Source organism: Microbacterium sp. NPDC087868 (assembly GCF_044900755.1).
GTDB lineage: Bacteria > Actinomycetota > Actinomycetes > Actinomycetales > Microbacteriaceae > Microbacterium > Microbacterium galbinum.
In genome coordinates, this window is sequence record NZ_JBJDNO010000001.1 from 458,666 (window position 1) to 480,322 (window position 21,657).

Annotated in this window: 17 protein-coding genes and 1 tRNA gene; 16 read left to right on the forward strand and 2 right to left on the reverse strand. The window is 68.4% G+C overall.

Going from position 1 to position 21,657, the window contains the following annotated elements; genetic code table 11:
• The first annotated feature begins 5 nt into the window (after positions 1-5).
• The 9 genes from ACI2JZ_RS02315 (at position 6) to ACI2JZ_RS02355 (ending at position 12,823) form a co-directional block, all read left to right on the forward strand.
• Positions 6-236, forward strand: a complete 231-nt coding sequence (locus ACI2JZ_RS02315; protein WP_247622464.1) for an HGxxPAAW family protein — start codon at positions 6-8, stop codon at positions 234-236.
• Positions 236-1,015 carry an indole-3-glycerol phosphate synthase TrpC gene (gene trpC, locus ACI2JZ_RS02320; RefSeq protein ID WP_404596390.1) on the forward strand — a complete coding sequence of 260 codons (780 nt, stop codon included), beginning with the start codon at positions 236-238 and terminating at the stop codon, positions 1,013-1,015. The genes ACI2JZ_RS02315 and trpC overlap by 1 nt, the downstream gene beginning before the upstream one ends.
• The gene (gene trpB, locus ACI2JZ_RS02325) at positions 1,012-2,232 is read left to right on the forward strand and encodes a tryptophan synthase subunit beta (protein ID WP_404596391.1); all 1,221 of its coding nucleotides are present in this window, start codon (positions 1,012-1,014) and stop codon (positions 2,230-2,232) included. The genes trpC and trpB overlap by 4 nt, the downstream gene beginning before the upstream one ends.
• Complete coding sequence (trpA, locus tag ACI2JZ_RS02330) at positions 2,229-3,032, forward strand: tryptophan synthase subunit alpha (RefSeq protein ID WP_247622467.1); 804 nt, start codon at positions 2,229-2,231, stop codon at positions 3,030-3,032. The genes trpB and trpA overlap by 4 nt, the downstream gene beginning before the upstream one ends.
• A gap of 10 nt (positions 3,033-3,042) precedes the next feature.
• The gene (lgt, locus tag ACI2JZ_RS02335; RefSeq protein WP_404596392.1) at positions 3,043-4,071 is read left to right on the forward strand and encodes a prolipoprotein diacylglyceryl transferase; all 1,029 of its coding nucleotides are present in this window, start codon (positions 3,043-3,045) and stop codon (positions 4,069-4,071) included.
• Positions 4,072-4,216: 145 nt separating this feature from the next.
• A complete protein-coding gene (gene gltB, locus ACI2JZ_RS02340; RefSeq protein WP_247957605.1) occupies positions 4,217-8,740 on the forward strand; it encodes a glutamate synthase large subunit in 4,524 nt (1,507 codons plus the stop codon).
• Entirely contained in the window at positions 8,733-10,199 is a 1,467-nt protein-coding gene (locus ACI2JZ_RS02345) for a glutamate synthase subunit beta (protein WP_404596393.1), read from the forward strand. The genes gltB and ACI2JZ_RS02345 overlap by 8 nt, the downstream gene beginning before the upstream one ends.
• A 54-nt stretch (positions 10,200-10,253) precedes the next feature.
• Positions 10,254-11,702, forward strand: coding sequence for a pyruvate kinase (pyk, locus tag ACI2JZ_RS02350; protein WP_404596394.1), 1,449 nt, complete (start codon positions 10,254-10,256; stop codon positions 11,700-11,702).
• 452 nt (positions 11,703-12,154) lie between these two features.
• Positions 12,155-12,823, forward strand: a complete 669-nt coding sequence (locus ACI2JZ_RS02355; RefSeq protein ID WP_404596396.1) for an esterase/lipase family protein — start codon at positions 12,155-12,157, stop codon at positions 12,821-12,823.
• A 15-nt stretch (positions 12,824-12,838) separates the two neighbouring features.
• On the opposite strand, the gene ACI2JZ_RS02360 is transcribed toward ACI2JZ_RS02355, so the two are convergent.
• Positions 12,839-12,921, reverse strand: a tRNA-Leu gene (locus tag ACI2JZ_RS02360).
• Positions 12,922-13,020: 99 nt separating this feature from the next.
• Here ACI2JZ_RS02360 and ACI2JZ_RS02365 point away from each other — a divergent pair.
• Both ACI2JZ_RS02365 and ACI2JZ_RS02370 read left to right on the forward strand, forming a co-directional pair.
• Positions 13,021-13,638, forward strand: coding sequence for an ANTAR domain-containing response regulator (locus ACI2JZ_RS02365; RefSeq protein ID WP_247622473.1), 618 nt, complete (start codon positions 13,021-13,023; stop codon positions 13,636-13,638).
• Positions 13,638-14,201 (forward strand): GNAT family N-acetyltransferase, encoded by a 564-nt coding sequence (locus ACI2JZ_RS02370; protein WP_404596397.1) that lies wholly within the window; start codon positions 13,638-13,640, stop codon positions 14,199-14,201. The genes ACI2JZ_RS02365 and ACI2JZ_RS02370 overlap by 1 nt, the downstream gene beginning before the upstream one ends.
• Here ACI2JZ_RS02370 and ACI2JZ_RS02375 read toward each other — a convergent pair.
• Positions 14,176-14,604: a hotdog fold thioesterase gene (locus tag ACI2JZ_RS02375; protein ID WP_404596398.1), complete on the reverse strand. Its 429-nt coding sequence runs from the start codon at positions 14,602-14,604 to the stop codon at positions 14,176-14,178. The genes ACI2JZ_RS02370 and ACI2JZ_RS02375 overlap by 26 nt on opposite strands.
• Before the next feature lie 45 nt (positions 14,605-14,649).
• On the opposite strand from ACI2JZ_RS02375, the gene polA reads away from it, so the two are divergent.
• Genes polA through ACI2JZ_RS02400 form a run of 5 tightly spaced genes read left to right on the forward strand, consistent with a single transcriptional unit; the run spans position 14,650 to position 21,641 of the window.
• The gene (gene polA / locus ACI2JZ_RS02380) at positions 14,650-17,283 is read left to right on the forward strand and encodes a DNA polymerase I (RefSeq protein WP_247622476.1); all 2,634 of its coding nucleotides are present in this window, start codon (positions 14,650-14,652) and stop codon (positions 17,281-17,283) included.
• Positions 17,284-17,320: 37 nt separating this feature from the next.
• The gene (locus ACI2JZ_RS02385) at positions 17,321-18,997 is read left to right on the forward strand and encodes a DUF885 domain-containing protein (RefSeq protein WP_404596399.1); all 1,677 of its coding nucleotides are present in this window, start codon (positions 17,321-17,323) and stop codon (positions 18,995-18,997) included.
• 54 nt (positions 18,998-19,051) lie between these two features.
• Positions 19,052-20,086, forward strand: a complete 1,035-nt coding sequence (locus ACI2JZ_RS02390) for an LLM class flavin-dependent oxidoreductase (protein WP_247632215.1) — start codon at positions 19,052-19,054, stop codon at positions 20,084-20,086.
• Between the two features lie 53 nt (positions 20,087-20,139).
• Positions 20,140-20,895, forward strand: coding sequence for an SGNH/GDSL hydrolase family protein (locus ACI2JZ_RS02395; protein ID WP_404596400.1), 756 nt, complete (start codon positions 20,140-20,142; stop codon positions 20,893-20,895).
• A complete protein-coding gene (locus tag ACI2JZ_RS02400; protein ID WP_404596401.1) occupies positions 20,892-21,641 on the forward strand; it encodes a formylglycine-generating enzyme family protein in 750 nt (249 codons plus the stop codon). The genes ACI2JZ_RS02395 and ACI2JZ_RS02400 overlap by 4 nt, the downstream gene beginning before the upstream one ends.
• Positions 21,642-21,657: the final 16 nt, after the last annotated feature.

The window sequence follows — 21,657 nt, forward strand, 5'->3', positions numbered from 1 at the left end:
AGACCATGACCAACCCGATCGCCGACCCCGGCCACGGACACTCGCCTGCGGCGTGGACCGCTGTCGTGATCATGCTCATCGGCTTCACCGCCGCCACGGTCGCGTTCTGCTTCGAGCAGCCGACCCTCGTGTGGATCACGGCCGCGTTGATCCCGATCGGTGCGCTCGTCGGTTGGATCCTCGCCAAGGCCGGTTACGGCGTGAAGGGCCCCAAGTACTCGCCGAAGGCGCACTAGTGGTTCTCGCCGACCTGACGGCCGGCGCTGTCGCAGACGCCGAGCGTCGCGCCCTGTCGCGTCCGTTGGCGCAGGTCGAGCGAGAAGCCCTCGCGCGGCCCGCCGCGAAGGATGCGCTGTCTTTCCTCGCGCCCGCGGAGCGAGTGAAGATCATCGCCGAGGTCAAGCGTGCGAGTCCGTCGCGCGGGGCACTCGCCGACATCCCCGATCCGGCACTCCAGGCCTCGCTGTACGAGACCGGCGGTGCGTCGGCGATCAGCGTGCTGACCGAGGAGCGTCGTTTCGGTGGCAGTCTGGCCGACCTCGAGGCCGTCACCGCCCGTGTGTCGCTGCCGGTGCTGCGCAAGGATTTCATCGCCAACCGCTATCAGGTGCTCGAAGCACGCGCGGCCGGCGCCGACCTGGTGCTGCTGATCGTCGCCGGACTGGAGCCCGCCGTGCTGCGGGAGCTCTTCGGGTTCATCGGCGAGCTCGGTATGACGCCGCTCGTCGAGACGCACTCCGCCGACGAGCTGGAGGCGGCGATCGATCTCGGCGCACCGCTCATCGGGGTGAACGCACGCGACCTGACGACGCTCGAGCTCGATCGCGATCTCTTCGGACGACTGTCCGACCGCATCCCGGACTCCGCGATCAAGATCGCCGAGTCCGCGGTCCTCACACCCGCCGACGTCGCTCACTACCGGGGTGCGGGCGCCGACGTCGTCCTCATCGGCGAGGCACTCGTCACCGGCGACCCGGTCGCGACACTCACCACTTTCCTGGAGGCCGGCGAATGAGCCTGCGTGAACAGCATGGTCCGTACTTCGGAAGCTTCGGTGGCCGGTACATGCCGGAATCGCTCATCGCGGCGATCGACGAGCTGACGGCGGCCTACGAGGCCGCGGTCGCCGATCCGGAATTCCGCGCGGAACTCGCCGGGCTCCTGACCTCCTACGCCGGACGCCCGTCGATCCTCACCGAGGTGCCGCGTTTCGCCGAGCACGCCGGGGGAGCGCGCGTCTTCCTCAAGCGCGAGGACCTCAACCACACGGGTTCCCACAAGATCAACAACGTTCTGGGGCAGGCGCTGCTGACGAAGCGCCTGGGCAAGACCCGCGTCATCGCCGAGACCGGTGCCGGGCAGCACGGAGTCGCCACCGCCACCGCCGCGGCGCTCTTCGGACTCGAGTGCACGATCTACATGGGCGAGGTCGACACCGAGCGCCAGGCGCTCAACGTCGCGCGCATGCGGCTGCTCGGTGCAGAGGTCGTCGCGGTGACCTCGGGCTCGCGCACCCTGAAGGACGCGATCAACGACGCCTACCGCGACTGGGTCGCCTCGGTCGAGACCACCAACTACATCTTCGGCACCGCCGCGGGTCCGCACCCGTTCCCGGCGATGGTCCGAGACTTCCAGAAGATCATCGGCGAAGAGGCGCGCGAGCAGCTCCTCTCCGAGGTCGGACGCCTTCCGGACGCCGTCGTCGCGTGCGTCGGCGGGGGCTCCAACGCGATCGGCATGTTCGACGCGTTCCTCGACGACGAGGGCGTGCGACTGTACGGCGTCGAGGCCGCGGGCGACGGCGTCGACACCCCGCGGCACGCGGCGTCGATCGAGCGCGGCCGTCCGGGCGTGCTCCACGGTTCGCGCACCTACGTTCTGCAGGACGGCGACGGCCAGACCGTCGAGTCCCACTCGATCTCGGCCGGCCTCGACTACCCGGGGGTCGGGCCGGAGCATTCGTGGCTCGCCGACATCGGGCGAGCCACATACATCCCCGCCACGGATGACGAGGCGATGCAGGCGCTGCGCCTGCTCAGCCGCACCGAGGGCATCATCCCGGCCATCGAGTCGGCCCACGCTCTCGCCGGCGCGTTGCGCATCGGACGCGAACTCGGACCGGATGCCGTCATCGCGGTGTGCCTGTCGGGACGCGGGGACAAGGACATGGCGACGGCCGCGACCTACTTCGACCTCTACGACGCCTCGACGACCGATGGAGGAGATCAGTGAGTCGCATCGAGCGCGCCTTCGAGAAGGCGGAGTCCGAGGGGCGCAAGGTCTTCGTCGGCTACCTCCCGGTCGGCTACCCCGATCTCGAGACGAGCATCCAGGCGGCGATCACCCTCGCCCGCAACGGGGTCGACATCATCGAGCTCGGACCGCCCTACAGTGATCCGGTCATGGACGGCGCCGTCATCCAGGAGGCGACGACCGCCGCGCTGGCCGCCGGCTTCCGGACGGCCGATCTCTTCACCGCGCTGCGCGCCATCACCGCGGCCACCGATGTTCCGGTCCTCGTCATGACCTACTGGAACCCGGTCGTGCAGTACGGCGTCGACCGGTACGCCGACGACCTGCTCGCCGCCGGTGGGGCGGGGCTCATCACCCCCGACATCACGCCCGAGGTCGCCGACGAGTGGATCGCCGCGAGCGAGCGCACCGGCCTCGACCGGGTCTTCCTCGCCGCGCCGACCTCGTCCGATGAACGACTCGCCCTGGTCGTGCGTTCGTCCACCGGTTTCGTCTACACCGTCTCGACCATGGGGATCACGGGGGAACGGGCCGAACTGGACCGCGCCGCCCGTACCCTCGTCGGGCGCCTGCGCGCACAGGGCGCCACACGGGCCTGCGTCGGGATCGGCATCTCCACGCCCGAGCAGATCGCCGCGGTGTCCGAGTACGCCGACGGTGCGATCGTCGGTACGGCGCTCGTCCGCGCCCTCCGCGACGGGGGCCTCGACGCTCTCGCCGAGGTCACCCGAACCCTGGCCGACGGCACGTCGTCGTCGCGCCCCGTCACCGAGAAGTAGGATCGCACTCATGTCCCTCGCGCTCCACAGCACCCTCACCGGCGTGCTCACCAGCATCCCGAGCCCGCCCGTGTCCTCCTTCACTCTCGGGCCGCTCACGATCCACTACTACGCGCTGTGCATCATCGCGGGGATCATCGTCGCCACCCTGCTGACCAACCACCGCCTCACCAAGCGCGGAGCGGAGCCGTGGGTCGTCATCGACATCTCGATCCTCGCCGTCCCGCTCGCCATCATCGGTGCGCGGATCTTCCACGTCGCCACCCACCCGAACGACTACTTCGGCGAGGGCATCAACACCTGGAACCCGTTCCAGCCGGGATCCGTCTGGGCGATCTGGGAGGGTGGCATCGCCATCTTCGGCGCCCTCATCGGCGGTGCAGTCGGTGCGTACCTCGGCTGCAAGTGGACCGGCATCCGGTTCTGGACGTTCGCCGACGCCCTCGCGCCGGGACTGCTCCTCGCGCAGGCGATGGGCCGCTTCGGCAACTGGTTCAACCACGAGCTCTTCGGTCTCCCGACCGACCTGCCCTGGGGACTCGAGATCGAGTCGACGAACAGCGCCTTCCCGCCCGGACTCCCGGAGGGCACGCTCTTCCACCCGACCTTCCTCTACGAGGTCATCTGGAACGGCCTGGGCGTCATCGTGCTGCTGTGGCTCGGTCGCAAGCTGTTCTTCCAGTGGGGCCGCCTCTTCGCGATCTACCTCATCTGGTACAGCGCAGGACGCGTCGTCTGGGAGTCGATCCGCATCGACCCGAGCGAGATCATCCTCGGCCTGCGAAGCAACGTCGCAGCCGCGATCCTCGGCATCATCGTGGGTCTCGTGATCCTCGTCGTGCAGACGCGTCGCCACCCCGGACTCGAGCCGTCGCCGTACGCGCCCGGCCGGTCGCGGAAGGACCAGGACGACGCTGATGTACAATCGCAGGACAATCCCTCTGACTTCGTCGACGTGAGCGAGCCTCCGGCAGACGACGTCACCGCAGGAGCTACCGCCACAAGCACCGCTCCCACGAGCGAGAACGGCTCCCGATAGCCGCCACCTCGTGGCGCGAGAGAACCATTGCACTGAACGAGCGGGCCAACGTCGTCCCCGGTGTCACTTGAATATCTGAGGACGGTAACTGGTGTACTTCCAGCCCCCTTACGGCGCCTCCGGCGCTTATCCCCCGAAGCAGGGCATGTACAACCCGGCGTTCGAGAAGGATGCCTGCGGCCTGGCCATGGTCGCGACGCTGCGCGGCTACGCCGGGCACGACATCATCGCGCTCGCGCTCGAGGCGCTGCGCAACCTCGAGCACCGCGGTGCGATCGGCTCGGATGCCGGCACCGGTGACGGAGCGGGCATCCTGACCCAGATGCCGGATGCGTTCCTCCGCGCGGTTACCGACTTCGACCTGCCGCCGGTGGGGGAGTACGCCGCGGGGCTCGCGTTCCTGCCCCGCGATTCCAGCGATCGCCGCCAGCAGAAGGCCGGCATCGAGAAGATCGCCCGCGCCGAGGGACTGCGCGTCCTCGGCTGGCGCGAGGTCCCCACGGTCAACGAGCACCTCGGCAAGCTGGCCGACGAGGCCCGTCCCGCCTTCGAGCAGCTCTTCGTGAGCGCCGGGGGAACGACCCACGCGCATGCGCCCCTCACGGACATCGCGCTCGACCGAGTCGCCTATCGTCTCCGCAAGCGCGCAGGCCATGAGCTCGGCGCCTACTTCGTGTCGCTGTCGAGCCGCACGCTCGGCTACAAGGGCATGGTCACGACACTCCAGCTCGAGCCGTTCTACCCGGATCTCCAGGACGAGCGCTTCGCCTCCGAGCTCGCGGTCGTGCACTCCCGCTACTCGACAAACACCTTCCCGTCGTGGCCGCTCGCGCAGCCGCTGCGCATGCTCGCCCACAACGGCGAGATCAACACCGTCGGCGGCAACCGCAACTGGATGCGCGCCCGTCAGTCGCAGCTCGAGTCCGAACTGCTCGGCGACGTGCGCCCCCTGCTGCCGATCTGCACCGACGGCGCCAGCGACTCCGCCTCCTTCGACGAGGTGCTGGAGCTGCTCACGCTGACCGGCCGCAGCCTGCCGCACGCCATCATGATGATGGTTCCCGAAGCGTACGAGAAGCAGACCGACATCACGCCGGAGCTGCGCGCCTTCTACGAGTACCACTCGAACCAGATGGAGCCGTGGGACGGCCCGGCCGCACTCATCTTCACGGACGGCACGCTCGTCGGCGCGACGCTCGACCGCAACGGTCTGCGTCCGGGGCGCTGGACGGAGACCACCGACGGTCTCATCGTCATCGGCTCCGAGACCGGCGTGCTCACCTTCGAGCCGGAGCGCATCAAGCGCCGCGGTCGCCTGCGCCCGGGGAAGATGTTCCTCGTCGACACCGCGCAGCGCCGGATCGTCGAGGACGAGGAGATCAAGCGCGAGCTCTCCACTCAGCAGCCGTGGCAGGAGTGGCTCGACGCGGGTTCCGTGCGTCTGGCCGAACTGCCCGAGCGCGAGCACATCGTGCACCCGCCGGCATCCATCACGCGCCGCCAGCGCACGTTCGGCTACACCGAGGAGGAGGTCCGCATCCTCCTGACCCCGATGGGCCAGAACGGCGCGGAGCCGCTCGGTGCCATGGGCTCCGACACGCCCATCGCCGTGCTCAGCAAGCGTCCTCGTCTGCTGTTCGACTACTTCACGCAGCAGTTCGCCCAGGTGACGAACCCGCCGCTGGACTCGATCCGTGAAGAGGTCGTCACGAGCCTCAAGCTCGGACTCGGCCCCGAGAGCAACCTGCTGTCGTGGGGCCCCGAGCACACCCGCACCGTGTCGCTCGACTTCCCGGTCATCGACAACGACGAGCTCGCCAAGATCCGTCACATCGACAAGGCGCTGCCCGACCGTTCGAGCGTCACCATCCGCGGTCTCTACCACTTCGACGCCGGACCCCAGACGCTCACCGATCGTCTCGATGAGATGTGCGCAGAGGTCGATGCGGCGATCGAGGCGGGCGCGGAGTTCATCATCCTGTCGGATCGCGACTCGAACAAGGATCTCGTGCCGATCCCGTCGCTGCTGATGGTCGCGGCGGTGCATCACCACCTCATCCGTCGCGAGAACCGCATGAAGGTCGGCCTGATCGTCGAGGCCGGAGATGTGCGCGAGGTCCATCACGTGGCCACGCTCATCGGGTACGGCGCGTCCGCCGTGAACCCCTACCTGGCGATGGAAACGGTCGAGCACCTCGTGCGCACCGGTTACATCACCGGCATCTCGCCGGAGAAGGCCGTCCGCAACCTGATCTACGCGCTCGGCAAGGGCGTGCTCAAGATCATGTCGAAGATGGGCATCTCCACGGTGTCGTCGTATGCCGGCGCGCAGGTGTTCGAGGCCGTCGGCCTCAGCCAGGAGTTCATCGACGCCTACTTCACCCGCACCGAGTCGAAGCTCGGCGGGATCGGCATCGACGAGGTCTTCGCCGAGAACCAGGCCCGTCACGACTACGCCTATCCGGAGGATGCCGCGGCCCGTGCGCACGAGCGCCTGTGGACCGGCGGCGAGTACCAGTGGCGCCGCGACGGCTCGCCCCACCTCTTCAGCCCGGAGACGGTGTTCAAGCTGCAGCACTCCACGCGCACCCGCCGCTACGACATCTTCCGCGAGTACACCAAGCTCGTCGACGACCAGGCGGCGGAGCTCAAGACCCTGCGCGGTCTGTTCACGTTGCGCACCGGAACCCGCAAGCCGGTTCCGATCGACGAGGTGGAACCCGTCTCCGCCATCGTCAAGCGCTTTTCGACCGGAGCGATGAGCTACGGCTCCATCTCCCAGGAGGCGCACGAGACGCTGGCGATCGCGATGAACCGCATCGGCGGCAAGTCGAACACCGGTGAGGGCGGTGAGGACTCCGAGCGTCTGCTCGACCCGGAGCGCCGCAGCGCGATCAAGCAGGTGGCCTCGGGTCGCTTCGGCGTGACGAGCCAATACCTCACCGAGTCCGACGACATCCAGATCAAGCTCGCGCAGGGCGCCAAGCCCGGCGAGGGCGGTCAGCTGCCGCCGCAGAAGGTGTACCCCTGGGTGGCGCGCACACGCGGCGGCACCCCGGGAGTCGGCCTCATCTCGCCGCCACCGCACCACGACATCTACTCGATCGAGGACCTCAAGCAGCTCATCTTCGATCTGAAGAGGGCCAACCCCGAGGCGCGTATCCACACGAAGCTGGTCAGCCAATCGGGCATCGGCGCGGTCTCGGCCGGCGTCGCGAAGGCGCTCAGCGACGTCATCCTCGTCTCCGGCCACGACGGGGGAACGGGTGCCAGCCCGCTGAACTCCCTCAAGCACGCCGGAACGCCGTGGGAGCTCGGTCTCGCCGAGACCCAGCAGACCCTCATGCTCAACGGCATGCGCGACCGCGTGGTCGTGCAGGTCGACGGGCAGCTGAAGACCGGTCGTGACGTCATCATCGGCGCGCTGCTCGGCGCCGAGGAGTTCGGTTTCGCGACCGCGCCCCTCGTCGTCAGCGGCTGCATCATGATGCGCGTCTGCCACCTCGACACCTGCCCCGTCGGCGTCGCAACGCAGAACCCGGCGCTGCGCGAGCGGTTCACCGGAAAGCCCGAGTTCGTCGTGAACTTCATGGAGTTCATCGCCGAAGAGGTGCGTGAACTGCTCGCAGAGCTCGGATTCCGCTCGATCGACGAGATCGTGGGACGCGCCGAGCTGCTCGAGACGAACGCGGCCATCGAGCACTGGAAGACCGACGGCCTCGATCTGACGCCCGTGCTCGAAGGACCGGTCTTCCCGGCCGGCGAGCCGCGTCGCAGCGGCCGGACGCAGGACCACGAGCTGGAGAAGCACTTCGACGTGCAGCTCATCGACATCGCGAAGAACGCCCTCCTCAACGGAGAGCCCGTCGTCGTGGAGCTGCCCATCGCCAACACCGAGCGTGCGGTCGGCACGATGCTGGGCCACCAGGTCACGGCGCGTCACGGCGCGGCCGGGCTGCCCCGCGGCACGATCGACGTCACTCTGCACGGCACCGCCGGGCAGTCGCTCGGCGCCTTCATGCCGCAGGGCATCGTGCTGCGGCTCGAGGGCGACGCGAACGACTACGTCGGCAAGGGCCTCTCCGGTGGCGACATCACGATCCGGCCGCCCCGCGGCTCGCAGATCGCGCCGCAGGAGAACGTGATCGCCGGCAACGTCATCGGCTACGGAGCGACCGCGGGCACGATGTTCATCTCGGGCGTCGTGGGCGAGCGCTTCCTCGTCCGGAACTCCGGTGCCACCGCCGTCGTCGAGGGCGTGGGCGACCACGCGCTCGAGTACATGACCGGTGGTCTGGCCGTCATCCTGGGCTCGACGGGCCGCAACTTCGGCGCCGGTATGTCCGGGGGAGTGGCGTACGTGCACGCGCTCGACACCGCCAAGATCAACGCGCAGTCCCTCGGCAGCGGCGAGCTGCTCCTCGAGCCGCTCGACCGCGCCGATCTCGAGGTGCTGCGCAGTCTCCTCGTCGAGCACGTCGAACGCACCGCGTCGCCGCTCGGCACCGAACTCCTCGACCGCTTCGCCGAGGTCTCGGCGGAGTTCGTCAAGGTCCTCCCGCGTGATTTCGCCGCCGTGCGCAGCATGCGCGAGGAGGCAGTGGCCGAGGGGATCGACCCCGACGGCGACATCGTCTGGAACCGCATCCTGGAGGTGACCGGTGGCTGATCCCAAAGGCTTTCTGAAGGTAACCGAGCGCGAGCTCCCCGCTCGCCGTCCGGTTCCCGTCCGCATCATGGACTGGAAAGAGGTCTACGAGCCGGGCGACAAGGCGGTGCTCCGGCGCCAGGCAGGCCGATGCATGGACTGCGGCGTGCCGTTCTGCCATTCGGGTTGCCCGCTGGGCAACCTGATCCCGGAGTGGAACGACCTGACGTGGCGCGGAGAAGGTCGCGCGGCGATCGACCGTCTGCACGCGACGAACAACTTCCCGGAGTTCACGGGCCGTCTGTGCCCGGCGCCCTGCGAGAGCTCCTGCGTGCTGGGCATCAACCAGCCCGCCGTGACGATCAAGCAGATCGAGGTCTCGATCATCGATGAGGCCTTCTCCAAGGGATGGGTCGAGGCGCAGCCTCCGGAGCGCCTGACCGGCAAGACCGTCGCGGTCGTCGGTTCCGGCCCCGCCGGCCTCGCCGCCGCGCAGCAGCTCACGCGCGCCGGGCACACCGTCGCCGTGTTCGAGCGCGACGACCGCATCGGCGGCCTGCTCCGCTACGGCATTCCGGACTTCAAGATGGAGAAGGGGCAGCTCGAGTCGCGTCTGCGCCAGATGCAGGAGGAGGGCACCCGCTTCCGCGCGGGCGTCGAGATCGGCAAGGACATCTCGTGGGCCGACCTGCGCGCCCGGTACGACGCGGTCGTCATCGCCACCGGTTCGACGGTTCCCCGCGACCTGTCGATCCCGGGCCGCGACCTCGACGGTGTGCACTTCGCCATGGAGTACCTCGTCGAGTCGAACCATGCCGTCGCCGGAGACACGGTCACCGACCAGATCTCGGCCGAGGGCAAGCACGTCATCGTCATCGGCGGTGGAGACACCGGAGCCGACTGCATCGGCACCGCGCACCGCCAGGGTGCGCTGAGCGTGACCAACCTCGCGATCGGCAAGCAGCCGGGCGAGACGCGCCCCGACCACCAGCCGTGGCCGATGATGCCGACCGTGTTCGAGGTCTCCTCCGCCCACGAGGAGGGCGGGGAGCGCGTGTTCCTCGCGTCGACCGTGGAGTTCCTCTCGAACGAGGTCGGAGAGGTGCGCGCGCTGCGCGTCGCCGAGACCGAGTACATCGACGGACGCCGCGTGCCCAAGAGCGGCACGGAGCGCGAGATCCCCGCGGACCTCGTGCTGATCGCCATGGGCTTCACCGGTCCCGAGACCGACGGCTTCACCGAGGACACCCGTCCGCAGCTCACCGATCGCGGTGCCTTCCGGCGCGACGCGACCTACGAGTCGACCATCCCGGGCGTGTTCGTCGCGGGTGATGCCGGACGCGGACAGTCGCTCATCGTGTGGGCCATCGCCGAGGGCCGCGCCGCGGCCGCGAGCGTCGACCTGTACCTGATGGGCAGCACCGTTCTGCCGTCTCCCGTTCAGCCGCACGATGTCGCTATCGGCCTTCAGCCCGCGTAGGCTGAGGCCGGCAGTGTCGCCCGAGTTCTATCCCTTTATCCCCTGGAGAATCTGTTGAGACGCGCGAAAATCGTCGCCACCCTGGGCCCCGCAACTTCCACCTATGAGACCGTGCGTGCGCTGATCGACGCCGGTGTGGATGTCGCACGCCTGAACCTCAGCCACGGTGACTACTCCGTGCACGAGAACAACTACGCGAACGTGCGGCGCGCCGCAGAGGACTCGGGACGCGCGGTCGCGATCCTCGTCGACCTGCAGGGGCCGAAGATCCGTCTGGGCAAGTTCGAGGGCGGCCCCTACGAGCTCGCCCAGGGCGACATCTTCAAGATCACGACCGAAGACATCGTCGGCAACAAGGACATCTCCGGCACGACCTTCAAGGGCCTGCCCCAGGACGTCAAGCCGGGAGACTTCCTCCTGATCGACGACGGCAAGGTGCGCGTCGAGGTCGTCGAGACCGACGGCGTGACGGTGACCACCAAGGTCGTCGTCGCCGGTGCCGTCTCGAACAACAAGGGCATCAACCTCCCCGGCGTCGCGGTCAACGTTCCGGCGCTGAGCGAGAAGGACGAGGAGGACCTCCGGTGGGGTCTGCGCATCGGCGCCGACCTGATCGCCCTCTCGTTCGTCCGCAACGCGGAGGACGTCACGCGCGTGCACGAGATCATGGCCGAGGAAGGCGTGCGCGTCCCCGTGATCGCCAAGGTCGAGAAGCCGCAGGCGGTCGACGCGCTCGAGGGCATCGTCGACGCGTTCGACGCCATCATGGTCGCCCGCGGCGACCTGGGTGTCGAGCTGCCGCTCGAAGCCGTGCCGATCGTGCAGAAGCGCGCCGTCGAGCTCGCTCGCCGCAACGCGAAGCCCGTCATCGTCGCGACGCAGATGCTCGAGTCGATGATCAACAGCCCGGTCCCGACGCGCGCCGAGACCTCGGACGTCGCCAACGCCGTGCTCGACGGTGCGGATGCCGTCATGCTCTCGGGCGAGACCAGCGTCGGCGACTATCCGGTCGTCACCGTCGAGACCATGGCCCGCATCGTCGAGTCGACCGAAGAGCACGGCCTGGAGCGCATCGCGCCCCTGACGACCAAGCCGCGCACGCAGGGCGGGGCGATCACGCTCGCCGCCCTCGAGGTCGCGGAGTTCGTCGAGGCGAAGTTCCTCTGCGTGTTCACGCAGTCCGGTGACAGCGCTCGTCGCCTGTCGCGCCTGCGTTCGCGCATCCCGATGCTCGCGTTCACGCCGGAGCCCGACATCCGTCGTCGTATGGCGCTGACCTGGGGCATCCAGTCGACGCTCGTCGAGATGGTGCAGCACACCGACCTCATGTACCTCCAGGTCGACGACTACCTGCTCTCCAACGGCCTCGCCGTCGAGGGCGACAAGGTCGTCGTCATCTCCGGGTCCCCTCCCGGAATTGCCGGTTCGACCAACGACATCCGCGTCCACAAGGTCGGAGACGCCGTCAACGGCGCCGCTCCGATCTACAAGGAAGGCGTCTGACCCGAGGGTCGGGAAGGGGCGGGGCTTCGGCTCCGCCCCTTCGTCGTCCGCCACGTCAACCCGGTGACGCACATCGCCTCGCACGGGTAGCGTGCGAACATGGATCTCCGCCGTCGCCGTCTCGTTGTCGACGGAACCGTCTTCGGAGTCGTCACGGGTACGACCCGGCACCACCCTGGTGCTGATCGGCCCGGTCGCGGACGACGAGCACCGTTCGCTCCCTGCCCAGGCGTTCGCGCTCGCGGTCGACACCGCGGGGAGAGCCCCGCGACGAACGCGCTCGTCTTCGCCGACTACCTGCGGTGCGGGGTGCCGTGGTACCTCGCACAGGCGCGGCACATGTTGCGGTACGCGCTGGAGGACGTCGTTGGAGGGCTTCTCGTGCCGGTGCTGGTGATCCGAGGCCTGAACGATCCCATCGCCGGGTCGGCGTGGTGCGATGACGGGGACCGATGACGGCCTGCGCGATCCGCAAGGCAGCCTGGTGGGCGGCCGATTACGCCTACGCAGGGTACTGGCAGGCGCGCGCTTTCCTGAGTCGGAGCAGCGCGGAGGCCTACGCCGAGGGGGAGCGTGCACCGTTGGTCATACTCCCTGGTGTCTATGAGACGTGGCGATTCCTGGAGCCGCTGGTCGCTCGACTCAACGACCGAGGGCACAGGGTTCACGTGCTCGAGACGCTGGAGCACAGCCAGCGTCCGGTCGCAGAGATGGCGGCGCTCGTCGAGGACTATCTGGACGAGAACGATCTGCGTGACGTGATCCTCGTCGCCCATAGCAAAGGGGGACTTGCCGGGAAGATGGTGATGACCGGGCGGGAGGGCGCTCGCGTTCGAGCGATGCTCGCGGTCGCGACGCCGTTCCGCGGTTCGCGCTACGCGAGGCGGATCCCCTCGCGCACCCTGCGCGCGTTCTCGCCCGAGGATCCGGGCATCGTCGCGCTCTCCCGCAGTGTCGATGCGAACGCGCGGATCGTTTCGATCTATGCGGGATTCGACCCGCACATCCCTGAGGGGAGCGAGCTGCCGGGCGCCAAGAACGTCCGACTCGACACCGGAGGGCACTTCCGGATCCTCGCCGATCCGCGGGTCGTCGAGGAACTCGAACTCATGGCGGGATGAGTCGATCTGTCTGTGTGCCGGCGGTGGGACTCGAACCCACACGCCCTTTCGGACAAAGCATTTTGAGTGCTCCGCGTCTGCCATTCCGCCACGCCGGCCCGTGTATCGCGACTACGACTGTAGCGCAGAAGCAGCCGTCCCGACGCCGTGCCGACGCGCACGGCCGTGGCGGAGACGCACTCCAGTAGGATGGGTACGTGACCGAGCAAGAACTGGCTGAACAGCCCACGTCATCCGCACCCCGACGCGTCGTCGTCGCCGAGGACGAATCGCTGATCCGTCTCGACATCGTCGAGATCCTCCGCGACAACGGCTTCGACGTGGTGGGAGAGGCCGGCGACGGCGAGACCGCTGTCGCGCTCGCGACCGAACTGCGTCCCGACCTCGTCATCATGGACGTCAAGATGCCTCAGCTCGACGGCATCAGCGCCGCCGAGAAGCTGCACAAGGGCAACATCGCCCCGGTCGTGCTGCTGACCGCCTTCAGCCAGAAGGAACTCGTCGAGCGCGCGAGCGAGGCCGGCGCTCTGGCCTACGTGGTCAAGCCGTTCACGCCGAACGACCTGCTGCCGGCGATCGAGATCGCACTGGCGCGTCATGAGCAGATCATCACGCTCGAGGCCGAGGTCGCCGACATGGTCGAGCGCTTCGAGACCCGCAAGCTCGTCGATCGCGCCAAGGGCCTGCTGAACGAGAAGATGGGGCTCAGCGAGCCCGAGGCGTTCCGCTGGATCCAGAAGGCGTCGATGGATCGTCGTCTCACGATGCAGGACGTCGCCAAGGCGATCATCGAGCAGCTCGCTCCGAAGAAGTAGTGTTCCGGCTCGACCCCGAGCACACCCTCCGTCCGGTCCGCACGGGCGACGGCGCTGCTCTGGCGCGCGCGTACGCGGCCGATCGTGCCCACCTCGATCCCTGGGAACCCGCTCGCACAGAGGAGTTCTTCACGGAGGAGTGGCAGGAGCGGGACGTACACCGCACCGTCGCCGAAGCGCAGACGGGACGCAGCATCCGATTCGTGGTGACGGCACCCGACGACCGGATCGTCGGCAGGATGAACCTCAACGGCATCGTGCGCGGGCCGTTCCTCAGCGGGGATCTGGGCTACTGGATCGCCGCGGACTCGACGAGACGCGGACTCGCGACGCGCGCGGTCGCCGCAGTGCTCCGTCACGCGCGCGATTCCCTGGGACTGCACCGCGTGCAGGCGGCGACGCTGCTGCACAACGCCGCCTCCCAGCGGGTACTCGCCGCGAACGGCTTCACCCGCATCGGCATCGCCCCGCGCTATCTGGAGATCGCGGGGGAGTGGCAGGACCACGTCCTCTTCCAGCGGCTGCTGGATGAGGGGATCACCGAGCCTTCGGGGCGTCCTTGATCATGTTGGTGATGCGGATGGTCGAGCAGCGCCGTCCCTGATCGTCGGTCACCACGATCTCGTGCACCGCGATGCTGCCTCCGAGATGGATCGGCGTGCACACCCCGGTCACGATCCCCGAGGTCGCGGAACGCGTGTGCGTGGCGTTGATGTCGACACCGACCGCCAGCCGCCCGGGGCCCGCGTGCAGATTGGCCGCCATCGACCCCAGTGACTCGCCGAGCACCACGTAGGCGCCGCCGTGCAGAAGGCCCACCGGCTGGGTGTTGCCCTCGACCGGCATCGTGCCGACCGAGCGCTCGATGCTGAACTCGGTGAACTCGATGCCCATCTTCTCGGCCAGGGCGCCCATTCCACGGGCCGTGGCCCACTCGAGTCCTTCGCTCGTCGCGACGTCGCTCATGCATCCTCCTCAGCGCGTGTCCGTGGTCCTCGTTAGGCTGACAGGGTGACGGACTCCGCAAAGCCTACCCTCATGGTCGTCGACGGCCATTCGCTCGCCTATCGCGCCTTCTTCGCGCTGCCGGTCGAGAACTTCACAACCAAGGACAACCAGCACACGAACGCGATCTACGGGTTCCTGTCGATGCTGGTGAACCTGATCAAGGCCGAGCAGCCGACGCACATGGCGATCGCTTTCGACACCTCGCGGCACTCGTTCCGCACCGATGAGTACCCCGAGTACAAGGCGACGCGGTCCGAGACGCCGCAGGAGTTCCGCGGTCAGATCCCGCTGCTGCAGGACTGCCTCGCGGCGATGTCGATCCCGGTGCTCACGAAAGAGGGCATCGAGGCCGACGACATCCTCGCCACCCTGTCGTCGCAGGGTGCGGAGCAGGGCTATCAGGTGCTCGTCGTCTCCGGCGATCGCGACACCATCCAGCTCGTGAACGACGACGTCACGCTGCTGTACCCGTCGGTGCAGGGCGTGTCGCAGCTCAAGCGATACGACCCGGTGACCGTGCAGGAGCGCTACGGCGTACGTCCCGAGCAGTACCCCGACATCGCCGCGCTCGTGGGCGAGACCAGCGACAATCTGCCTGGCGTGCCCAAGGTGGGCGAGAAGACCGCCGTGAAGTGGTTGACACAGTTCGGGTCGCTCGACGATCTGCTCGCTCGTGCCGAGGAGATCAAGGGTGTCGTGGGAGGGAACCTGCGCGATCACATCGACGACGTGCGCCGCAATCGCAAGCTCAACCGTCTGCTCACCGACGTCGAGCTCCCCGTCTCACCCGACGATCTGGCAGTCGCTCCCATCGACGCGCAGGCCGTGCGCGACATCTTCGCGCGCCTCGAGTTCCGCACACTGCTGCCGCGCGTGTTCGAAGCCGTCGGCGCCGGCGAGGTCGCCGAAGACCCGGCCGCGGTGGTCGAGCTGCCGGTTCCGCAGCAGGTGGTGGCTGGCGAACTCGCGACGTGGGCGGAAGCCGTGCAGGGCGAGCTCTCACTCCGTGTGCTCACGCAGAGCGGGCTTCCGGTGCGTCTGGGGGTCGCTTCCGACTCCGAGCTTCGCGAGACCGATTGGACGGATGCCGCGGCCGACGAGCTGCGCTCCTGGCTCGAGTCCGATCGTCCCAAGGTCCTGCACGACGCCAAGGGTCAGCTGAAGGCGCTGAACCGAGCAGGCATCCGCCTCGGCGGCCTCGCGTACGACACGAGCCTCGCCGGCTGGCTCCTGCGCCCGAGCTTCCCCGACAAGACTCTCGGCGACCTGGTCGAGCGCTACCTCGGCGAGAAGCTCCCCGAGGCCGACCCGTCTCAACTCGTGCCCGAGACCGAGGGGGCGACTCCCGCGCAGGAGGCGTGGTTCGCACTGCGCGTCGCGACCGCGCTGCGCGACGACATCCCCGAGTCGGTGGCCGCCGTGCTGACCGACATCGAGCTGCCCACGCTGCTCGCGCTGGCCGACATGGAACTGGCCGGGGTCGCGGTCTCCCACGAGGTGCTGTCGACGTTCTCCGGCGAACTCGCGACCCGCGCCGAGGGCATCGCTCAGGAGGCGTTCGGCATCGTCGGCCGCGAGTTCAACCTCGGCTCGCCCAAGCAACTGCAGGAGGTTCTCTTCGAAGATCTCCAGCTGCCCAAAACGCGCAAGACGAAGACGGGCTACTCGACGGATGCCGCCGTGCTCGCCGACCTGCAGGAGTCGAACCCGCACCCGTTCCTCAACCTGCTGCTGCAGCACCGCGAGGCCACCAAGCTACGTCAGATCATCGAGTCGCTCGACACGGCGATCGGCGACGACGCGCGCATCCACACGACCTACGTGCAGACCGGAAGCCAGACCGGGCGGCTCTCGAGCACCGACCCGAATCTGCAGAACATCCCGGTGCGCACAGAGGAATCGCGGCGCATCCGCAGCGCGTTCCAGGTCGGCGACGGCTACGAAGCGCTGCTCACGGCCGACTACTCCCAGATCGAGATGCGCATCATGGCGCATCTGTCGGGCGATGAGGGCCTGATCGAAGCCTTCAACAGCGGAGAGGACCTCCACCGGTTCGTCGGCGCTCGGGTGTTCGGGGTCGAGCCGGGCGATGTCACCGCCGCGATGCGCACCAAGGTCAAGGCGATGTCGTACGGCCTGGTCTACGGCCTCTCGGCGTTCGGCCTCTCGAAGCAGCTGCGTATCGAGCAGTCCGAGGCGAAGCAGCTCATGATCGAGTACTTCGCGCGCTTCGGCGCCGTGCGTGACTACCTGCGCGCCTCCGTTCTCGCGGCCAAGGAGGTCGGCTACACCGAGACGATCTTCGGACGCCGTCGCCCGTTCCCCGACCTCGCCAGCCCGAACCGCGTGCTGCGGGAGAACGCCGAGCGCGCAGCGCTGAACGCCCCGATCCAGGGCAGCGCCGCCGACATCATGAAGATCGCGCTGTTCCACATCCACGACGACATCCGCCGCGAAGGGCTCCGCTCGCGGGTGCTGCTGCAGATCCACGACGAGCTCGTGCTCGAGGTCGCCCCGGGGGAGTGGGATGCCGCCGAGCGCATCGTGCGCACGCGCATGGGCGACGCCGCGGATCTGTCGGTGCCGCTCGACGTGCAGGTGGGTCGCGGGCACGACTGGAACGAGGCCGCACACTGACCACGGGCGGCGGCGTCCGAGGATTAGTGTGGATCGCATGACTTCCATCCCGCGCACTCCCACCGCCATCGACAAGGTCGCCGAGGACTGGGTCGACACTCTGGTCGAGCTGGCTCCGACGCTCGGCACCTACATCGGGCGCGACGAGGTCAACGACCGCTTCGGCGATCTGAGTCCGGCCGGCCACGAGGCGATCGCAGCGGCCACACGGCAGACGCTCGACGCGCTCACGGCCCTCGAGCCGGTCGACACGATCGACGAGGTCACGAAGGCCGACCTCAGCGCCGAGCTGCGTCTCGAGCTGGAACTGCACGAGGCGAATTGGCATCTACGCGACCTCAACGTCATCGCTTCGCCGGCGCAGGACGTGCGTTCGGCTTTCGACCTCATGCCCACGGCATCCGCCGACGACTGGTCGGTGATCGCCACGCGCCTCGCCGCGGTGCCCGACGCGCTGCGCGGCTACACCGAGACACTGCGCGAGGGCATCGCGCGCGGAGTGACGCCGGCCCGCCGACAGGTCGTCGAGGTGGCGACCCAGATCGACCGGTACACGGCTGATGACGGCTTCTTCGCCGCGTTCGTGGCCGATGCCACGCCCGAGAGCGGCCAGCTTCCGGCATCCCTCGCGCGCACCCTGGCCGACAACTCGGCCGCCGCCCGCGTCGCATACGGCGAACTGCGACGGTTCCTCGCCGAGGAACTCGTGCCCGAGGCCACCGAGGTCGACGCGGTCGGTCGCGAGCTCTACGCGCTCAACTCGCGCCGATTCCTCGGAGCCACGATCGACCTCGACGAGACCTACGAGTGGGGACGCGAGGAACTCGCCCGGATGGTCGCCGAGCAGACGGCGATCGCGAACGAGATCCTGCCGGGATCCACGGTCGAAGAAGCCGTGGCGCATCTCGAGGCCGATCCCGCGCGCAAGCTGGTCGGCACCGATGCGCTGCAGCGCTGGATGCAGGAGACGAGCGACCGCGCCGTCGCCGAACTCGCCGCCTCGCACTTCGACATCCCCGAGGCGATTCGCACGATCGAGTGCATGATCGCGCCGACCCAGGAGGGCGGGATCTACTACACGGGACCCACCGACGACTTCTCGCGCCCCGGACGCATGTGGTGGTCCGTTCCGGAGGGTGTGACGGAGTTCGACACCTGGCGCGAGCTCACCACCGTGTACCACGAGGGTGTGCCGGGGCATCACCTGCAGATCGCGCAGGCCGTCTACAACCGTTCCGAGCTCAACTCCTGGCGCCGTCTGCTCGCCGGCACCTCGGGTCACGCCGAGGGCTGGGCGCTCTACGCCGAGCGCCTGATGGAGCAGCTCGGCTACCTCGACGACCCGGCCGACCGCCTGGGGATGCTCGATGGTCAGCGCATGCGTGCGGCACGTGTCGTGCTCGACATCGGCGTGCACCTCGGTAAGCCGCGTCTCGACGGAACGGGCGTGTGGGATGCCGACTACGCGCTCGAGTTCATGCGCCAGAACGTCAACATGTCCGACCAGTTCGTGCAGTTCGAGGTCAACAGGTACCTGGGCTGGCCGGGGCAGGCTCCGTCGTACAAGGTCGGACAGCGCATCTGGGAGCAGGTGCGCGAGGCCGTTCAGCAGCAGGAGGGCGAGGACTTCTCGTTCAAGGCATTCCACAAGCGTGCGCTCGACATCGGCGGCGTCGGTCTCGACACCCTGCGTGGTGTGCTGCTTCCGCGATGACGGGAATGTCCGATGCTCCGGCGATGTTCATTCACCTGAATAGGAAGGCATGACATGAGCATCGAATTCGGACTGGACACGTTCGGCGACATCACCCGCGACGCCGAGGGCACCCTCCTCAGCGGCGCCCAGACGATCCGCAACGTCATCGCGCAGGCAGAGATGGCGGATGCCGTGGGCGTCGACTTCTTCGGGGTGGGGGAGCACCACCGCAAGGAGTTCGCGGTGTCGGCTCCCGAGATGGTGCTCTCGGCGATCGCCGCGCGCACCGAGAACATCCGCCTCGGCACGGCGGTCACGGTTCTGTCGTCCGACGACCCCGTGCGCGTGTTCGAGCGGTTCTCGACCCTCGATGCCGTGTCGAACGGTCGCGCGGAGGTCGTGCTCGGTCGCGGCTCGTTCATCGAGTCCTTCCCGCTGTTCGGTTTCGACCTCCGCGACTACGACGCACTGTTCGAGCAGAAGCTCGAGCTTTTCGTCGAGCTCCTGAAGGAGCAGCCGGTGACCTGGTCCGGGTCCATGCGCGCGTCGCTCGAGAACGCGGATGTGTTCCCGAAGACGGAGAAGGGTCTGCGGACCTGGGTGGGCGTGGGCGGCAGCCCGGAGTCCGTGGTGCGCGTCGCACGCCACGGACTCGGTCTCATGCTCGCCATCATCGGCGGTCCTGCCGCGCGATTCCGGCCGTTCGTCGATCTGTATCACCGCTCGGTCGACTCCTTCGGAACGACGAAGCACCCGATCGCCGTTCATTCGCCCGGCCACATCGCCGACACCGATGCGGAGGCATGGGACGCCGCGTACTCGGGCTTCGAGGCGATGAACAACACGATCGGCAAGGAACGCGGCTGGCCCGCATACAGCCGTGCCCGCTTCCAGAACGACATCGGGCCGGAGGGGGCGATCTACGCCGGTTCTCCCGACCGGGTGGCCGCGAAGATCGCCGACACGATCACCACCCTCGGGCTGGGCCGATTCGACCTGAAGTACGCCACCGGAACGCTCTCGCACGAGGCGATGATGCGCAGCATCGAGCTCTATGGCAGCGAGGTCATCCCGCGCGTGCGCGCTCTGCTCGACAAGCGCGCCTGATCGGGCCTGCGGGATCGGTACGGGGTCCGGTCCCGCAGGAATAGGCTTGTCCGATGGCAGACGTGCGTTTCGTGGCGATCGGGGACTCCTTCACCGAGGGGGTCGGCGATGTTCTTCCCGACGGCCGAGAGCGCGGGTGGGCCGACATCGCCGCCCAGGGGTGGGCCGATGCGGCGGGGCATCCGATCCAGTACGCGAATCTCGCGATCCGCGGCAAACTCGCGTGGCCGATCGTCGAGCAGCAGCTCGAACCCGCTCTGGCGCTGCGTCCCACGCATCTGTCGTTCAACGGCGGGGGCAACGACATGCTCCGACCGCGCACCGACCTCGAGCACATCGCCGACGCGTTCAGCCGCGTTCTCCGCCGATGCGACGAGGAGGGCGTCACGATGATCCTGCTCTCCGGCGCGAACCCCAGTGGACAGCTTCCGATGGGGTCCCTGATCCAGCGCCGCGGAGATCAGCTCTCCGAGGCGGTGCTGCGACGCGTCGCCGATCGCCCCGACGTGGTGCGCGCCCTGAACTGGCCCGATCGGGAACTCGCGCAGAGCGCGTACTGGTCCGAGGACCGCCTGCACATGAATGCCGCGGGCCATCATCGGGTCGCAGCGCGCGTGCTGCATGCGCTGGAGTACGAACCGCCCGAGACCTGGTGGGCACCGAGCGAGCGCGGGGGAGCGGGACCGAGCGGGCTCGCCTACTACCGACAGCACGTCGGCCCCTGGGTCCGGCGTCGGGTCACGCGCACGTCGTCGGGCGATGGCCGGACCGCGAAGTACCCGGTGTGGACCGAGCGGACTCCGGGGTGACGAGCGACATCGAACTGCGCCGCATCCCCGGCGGTTCGATCGTGCTGCAGGATGCTCGCACGAAGACGCAGCGTCCGGTGGATCTCGAGCCCTTCGAGATCGGTGTCTACCCGGTGACCCAGGAGCAGATGGCCGAGGTCCTGGACGCAGCCGCTCCGCATCCCCGCCGACCGGCGACCGACATCAGCTGGCTGCGGGCCGTGCACTTCTGCAACGCGCTCTCGGAGTGGGAAGGGCTCGAGCACGCCTATCTGTTCGACGGGGAGGACGTCAGCTGGGACGTCTCGTCCGAGGGGTTCCGGCTGCCCACGGAGGCCGAGTGGGAGTTCGCGTGCCGGGCGGGGTCCGTCGGCCCCCACTACGCGCCGCTCGCGGATGCCGCCTGGACAGCCGCCGATGGCGTGACGACCCCGCAACCGGTCGGCGGCAAGGTCCCGAACCTGTATGGCCTGTTCGACACCCTCGGCAACGTGTGGGAGTGGTGCTGGGATTTGCTCGACCCCGCACGCTACGACGAGTACCGCACGTTCCGCGGGGGCGGCTTCGCCGACGACGCCTGGAGTGTGCGCGCCTCGGTCCGCCGCGGGGGAGCCCCTCGGATGCATCACCCCGATGTGGGGATGCGCGTCGCGCGCGGCGGCTTCGATGGCGACGGAGCTGCGCAGGGCTGGTCCGACGCGGTCGACCGCGAGCGGGCGCTGCAGGACGGAACCTCGCCGTCGGGATGGACGCCACGAAAGCGGTGACGGGGACGGTTTTGGC

Excerpts from the sequence above, each read along its gene's own strand:
- ACI2JZ_RS02375 (WP_404596398.1), bottom strand. The coding sequence starts at position 14,604 with ATGAGCGACGTCGCGACGAGCGAAGGACTCGAGTGGGCCACGGCCCGT.
- trpB (WP_404596391.1), top strand. The coding sequence starts at position 1,012 with ATGAGCCTGCGTGAACAGCATGGTCCGTACTTCGGAAGCTTCGGTGGC.
- ACI2JZ_RS02355 (WP_404596396.1), top strand. The coding sequence starts at position 12,155 with ATGACGGCCTGCGCGATCCGCAAGGCAGCCTGGTGGGCGGCCGATTAC.
- ACI2JZ_RS02315 (WP_247622464.1), top strand. The coding sequence starts at position 6 with ATGACCAACCCGATCGCCGACCCCGGCCACGGACACTCGCCTGCGGCG.
- ACI2JZ_RS02395 (WP_404596400.1), top strand. The coding sequence starts at position 20,140 with ATGGCAGACGTGCGTTTCGTGGCGATCGGGGACTCCTTCACCGAGGGG.
- ACI2JZ_RS02390 (WP_247632215.1), top strand. The coding sequence starts at position 19,052 with ATGAGCATCGAATTCGGACTGGACACGTTCGGCGACATCACCCGCGAC.
- lgt (WP_404596392.1), top strand. The coding sequence starts at position 3,043 with ATGTCCCTCGCGCTCCACAGCACCCTCACCGGCGTGCTCACCAGCATC.
- ACI2JZ_RS02385 (WP_404596399.1), top strand. The coding sequence starts at position 17,321 with ATGACTTCCATCCCGCGCACTCCCACCGCCATCGACAAGGTCGCCGAG.
- gltB (WP_247957605.1), top strand. The coding sequence starts at position 4,217 with ATGTACAACCCGGCGTTCGAGAAGGATGCCTGCGGCCTGGCCATGGTC.